Genomic DNA, 3,786 nt, shown 5'->3' on the forward strand with positions numbered 1-3,786 from the left:
GTGTCAACACACCCTAATTACTCCTGAAATAGTATAATCAATACATTGTCTTAAAATGTTATTAACACTTTCAGGATCTAATAAAGGAACTAAACCAAAAAGATCAGAACCTTTTCTACGCTCTCCTAATTGAAGAGCTAGTTTTTCCCTAATTTCTTTTTTAGGATAAGCTCCCTTATAAAGTTTATCTTCTTTAGCTAGATAAGCTTTATGAATAATTCGCTGGATACTTAAAAGACATTCAGACAAGTCATAAATACTAACACCATGTTGATCTAGACCTTCCCCACTGAATTTAATACTTAAAATACTTTCTTCAAATTTTTTATCTGAATGCCAAATCATTGTGATAATAATCAAATAGTTTAATTATTAACCATACTATGAAATAAATTATTAAATTAAAATACTTTTATATTAAAAAAGCCCCCTTTCGGAGGCTTCTTATTTCAAACTTGGTTTTAAGCTTTTGCAGGAATTGTATCTGCTGAACCAATCTTTTCAGATTCATCATCATGCATGATCAGAGCAACTGCAATCGCTGTAATCAGTACCGGTAAACCCACCGCCATAAAGTTAAAGTGTGCAGGCAGGTTCATACCGAGTAAGCCACCAATCAGGATCGGGCCAACAATCGCCCCCATACGACCAATCGCAGATGACCAGCCAATACCTGTTGAACGTACTGCCAATGGGTAGAACTGCGCAACATAGCTGTATAGCAACATTTGCGAACCGATTGATGCTGCACCAGCCAGGAACACCAGGATGTAAAGCAGGAACTGGTTAGATGCAAAGCCCATTGAGCTCATCACAATCGCACCCATCATACCGAGGAACATTAATACTGGTTTCAGGTGGAAACGGTCAGCCAAAATACCGCCGCCCACAATACCAACCACTGCACCCACGTTCATCGCCATCATGAACATCAGGCTGTTATCCATTGAGTAGCCTGCTGCCATCATCAGCTTCGGTAACCAGCTGCTCAGTGCATACATAGTTAGTAGGCAAGTAAAGAAAGCAACCCAGAACAATAACGTATTTACCGCACGGCCACGACGGAACAGGCTCACCACGTTTGCTGCTTCAGGTACATTTTCCTGTGGCAGTTTAAAGGTGGTAGTGTCTGTAACGCTTAGATTTGGAGCCAAACGACGTACAATTTGACGTGCTTTTTCCTGTTTGTTGTCTTTGACGATAAAGGCTAAAGATTCTGGCAGGAATTTCCAGATCACTGGTAATAAGAATAATGGAATACCTGCGATAAAGAACATGATTTGCCAACCAAAACTTGGGGTAAACCATGAACCTAATAAGGCAGCCATTACACCACCTACCGCATAACCACTAAACATGGTCGTCACTAGAGTACTACGCATTTTTTGTGGTGCATATTCAGAGGTCAGTGCCACCAGGTTTGGCATTACACCACCAATGCCCAGGCCGGCAAGGAAGCGTAAAGTACCAAACTCAGTCGGGTTTGAAGCAAAACCGCCAGCAAAGGTCAGGCCACTGAATAATACGATACAGATCATGATGACTTTTTTACGGCCAATTTTATCTGCCAGAGAACCAAAGATCATCGCGCCAAACATCATGCCGGCAAGCGCAGTACTGGCAAGCATTCCCGCTTGAACGGCACTTAAGCCCCAGTCCTGCATTAATAAAGGTAAAACAACACCATTGATTGCTAAATCGTAGCCGTCAAACAAGATAATGAGTAAACACCAAGCAACTACATTGAAGTGAAAAGGCGTAAATTTCGCATTATCGACTACAGAATTTATATCTACTGTTTCCGTTGTCATCGTTCTCATCTCCCATGAGTACTTGTCCATAAAATCCTTATGAATATCCGGGGGAATATTCAAGTTTTAGCAATATACGCAAGTGAGATTTAGCGCACAATAAGACCAAATGATGGAGCAATTTCGGCCATAAAATAGAGGCTATTTGTGTGACTTATCACATTTTTATAAAGCTAAATAATTGAATATTTAGACATTTATTATTCTCATTAAAATGTCCATTTAAATAGTCTATAGACCAATGATTTTTTGATTTATTCGATTTTTTATGAATGATTTTTATACCTTAAACAAAAAATCCCTTTGTTATGAAAGGGATCTTTTGACTCAATTTAGATTTATAGCAAGTTGATTGGCAAAAAGTGACTAGGTTTTAATAGAATTCAGCTTCTGTTTCGCCAATAAGGTCTCAGCATTTCGTTCTGCATTCAGATCTTTACGTACAATCATAGCCACTGAAATCGCACCAATAATGGCTGGAATCGCAACTGCAAGGAAGTTCATTTTATGTGGCAGCTCCATACCCAACAGGAATCCAATAATAATTGGACCAACAATTGCCCCTACCCGACCAACTGCGGACGCACAACCAATACCAGTAGAGCGGATTGCCAATGGATAGTACTGAGCCACGAAACTATAGAGCAGAATACTGCTACCAATTGCCGAAGCACCTGCAGCAGCGACTAACAGATAGATCACAGCCTGTGGAGAGTTAAAGCCTAATCCAACTAATGAAACTGCACCCAACAGGAACATGCCAATAATGACCGGTTTCAGATGGAAACGATCCGCCAGAATACCACCACCAATGGTTCCAACCACTGCACCAATATTCATCGCCATCAGGAACATTAAACTGTTACCCAAAGAATAACCCGCTGCCATCATCAGTTTTGGTAACCAGCTACCCAATGCGTAGACCATAAGCAGACACATAAAGAAGCAGCACCAGAATAATAAAGTACTCATGCTACGACCCTGCTTAAATAAAGCAGCAATGGAAGCATCCGGCGCATGCACTTCATTCAGTACAAACTGGGTACTTGCAGTGACATTTTGCTCAGGACTGATCTGCTGAACAATTTCGCTGGCCTTTGCATTTTGCTGTTTTTTTACCAGGAAAGTTAGAGATTCCGGTAAATATAAATACAGGATAGGCAGCATCAATAATGGAATACCTGCGATATAGAACATGATTTCCCACCCAAAACTTGGGGTAAACCAGGCACCTAATAACGCCGCCATAATCCCGCCAACTGCATAACCACTAAACATGGTAGTGACTAAGGTACTGCGCATTTTTTGTGGCGCATATTCAGAAGTTAATGCGACCAGATTCGGTAAAACACCACCAATACCTAAGCCCGCAATAAAACGCAGGATGCCAAATTCAGTTGGACCAGAGGCAAAACCGCCCCAGAACGTAAATCCACTGAATAAGGTCACACAAATCAGGATGACATTTTTTCGTCCAATTTTATCTGCCAGCATACCGAAGAGCATGGCACCAAACATCATGCCTGCCAGAGCGGTACTTGCAAGCATTCCGGCCTGAACTGCCGTCATATTCCATTCTTGCATCAGTAGGGGTAAAGCAACACCGTTGATTGCCAGATCATAACCGTCAAAAATAACGACAAATACGCACCAAAGTACGATCTTTAAATGAAAAGGTTTAAACTTTGCTTCATCCACTACAGCATTCACATTCACTGTTGTTGCTGTCATTTTTCCTCACCTCCAATTGTGAGCTTTTTTATTCTATGAAAAAATGAACGTTCATTCACTTTTGTATATAAAATGGATGATTCTTTAAACCTTGTCTACTGCAAAACTTACCAAGTTAGATTTTTTTAATAAAATTTAGGCTAAAGTCGTAGATCGAATATTTTTTAGACAAACCAATAAAAAAATAAGACGAAGTTAATTAGGGTCTGTTGACACTTACTGTCCATAATTAACCCTATAAAGG

General features: G+C 40.3%; 3 protein-coding genes. All 3 read right to left on the reverse strand.

Annotated elements, in window-relative coordinates; genetic code table 11:
• Positions 1-3: 3 nt before the first annotated feature.
• The 3 genes from B3143_RS02000 to B3143_RS02010 all read right to left on the reverse strand — a co-directional run bounded on the left by B3143_RS02000 (position 4) and on the right by B3143_RS02010 (position 3,542).
• Entirely contained in the window at positions 4-345 is a 342-nt protein-coding gene (locus B3143_RS02000; protein ID WP_286739311.1) for a hypothetical protein, read from the reverse strand.
• A gap of 116 nt (positions 346-461) precedes the next feature.
• Positions 462-1,811: an aromatic acid/H+ symport family MFS transporter gene (locus B3143_RS02005; RefSeq protein WP_286739312.1), complete on the reverse strand. Its 1,350-nt coding sequence runs from the start codon at positions 1,809-1,811 to the stop codon at positions 462-464.
• A gap of 366 nt (positions 1,812-2,177) precedes the next feature.
• A complete protein-coding gene (locus B3143_RS02010) occupies positions 2,178-3,542 on the reverse strand; it encodes an MFS transporter (RefSeq protein WP_286739313.1) in 1,365 nt (454 codons plus the stop codon).
• Positions 3,543-3,786 lie beyond the last annotated feature (244 nt).

The sequence above is a fragment of the Acinetobacter sp. UBA1496 genome, from assembly GCF_002324975.1.
Lineage (GTDB): Bacteria > Pseudomonadota > Gammaproteobacteria > Pseudomonadales > Moraxellaceae > Acinetobacter > Acinetobacter variabilis.